General features: G+C 72.4%; 1 protein-coding gene. It reads right to left on the reverse strand.

Features of this window, described 5'->3' with window-relative positions:
- Positions 1–794, reverse strand: a 794-nt coding sequence (locus FHL79_RS24815) for a DUF6923 family protein (protein ID WP_218938608.1), incomplete at its 3' end; no start/stop codon positions are given.
- Between the last annotated feature and the right edge of the window lie 229 nt (positions 795–1023).

Consider the following 1023-nt stretch of genomic DNA (forward strand, 5'->3'; position numbering starts at 1 on the left):
GGGGCGGGGTCGGTGAGCTGTACCTGGGTGATCATGCCCGTGTCGTTGTTGAGGAAGCCCAGGTTGCCGTTGCCGTACCGCCAGGCTGCGCCGTAGTCGCCGCGGTCAGCGGCGGGGAAGACCGAACCGGCGCCGATGCGGGTGACCGCCCCGGTGTCCACGTCCAGCCGGATGATGCTCTTCACCCCGGCGTTGGTCTCCCCGCCCCAGAGGTAGCCGGCATCCCAGGCGAAGTCGAACAACTTCGCGCCGGGGGCGGACACGGGGACCGACCTGGTCACCTTCCGGGCGACGACGTCGATCGCGTACAGCGCGCCGGTGTCCCGGTTGTTCTTCACGAACAGGGTGTCGGCGTAGGCCCCCTCGCCGAAGGCGCCGCTGAGATAGGCGTCGGCGCCGGTCGTGGCCGGCAGGCCGCTGACCGGACCGAGCAGGGTCAGCGCGCCGCCGGACCCGATCTGCACCAGCTGGTCCTGGTACGAGCCGGTCCGCACGATGCCGTACAGGTAGCCGTCGGCCACCCGGTAGCCGATCGCGTTGTACTCGTAGGCCGACGGACCGCCGACGCTCGACACGGTGACGCCACCCCAGCTGTCGTAGCCGCCGGAACGGCCCTGCGTCAGCTGGCGCAACGTCGAGCCGCCGTCGCCGGCCAGCAGCTGGCTCATGTACACCGTCGGGCTGGTCGGCGTCAGGGGTGCCGCGATCGCCGCCGGCGCCAGGGACGCAGCCGCCAGCAGCAGCGCGGTCAGCAGACCGGCGGCGGCGATCGCGCGGCGGGTGCGGGGCGGCACGGGACCTCCTCGGGGGCGTCTCACCTGTCACTTCGGCCACACCAGCCCGTCCTTGAGCGCAAACTGCTGGCGAACGGCCTGGCAAGGCGGCTGGCTCTGGCGAGATCGGGAAGTGGTCGTCAGGGGAACGCCCACCACGACGCTCCGGGCCTGGCCGCCCGCCGACCGAGCAGGGGGCCGACGACGGGTCCCGGACCAACCTGATCACCGCGCCGCGGGCTGTGCCCAG

Origin of the sequence: Modestobacter altitudinis, assembly GCF_005930475.1 — a bacterium.
Lineage (GTDB): Bacteria > Actinomycetota > Actinomycetes > Mycobacteriales > Geodermatophilaceae > Modestobacter > Modestobacter altitudinis.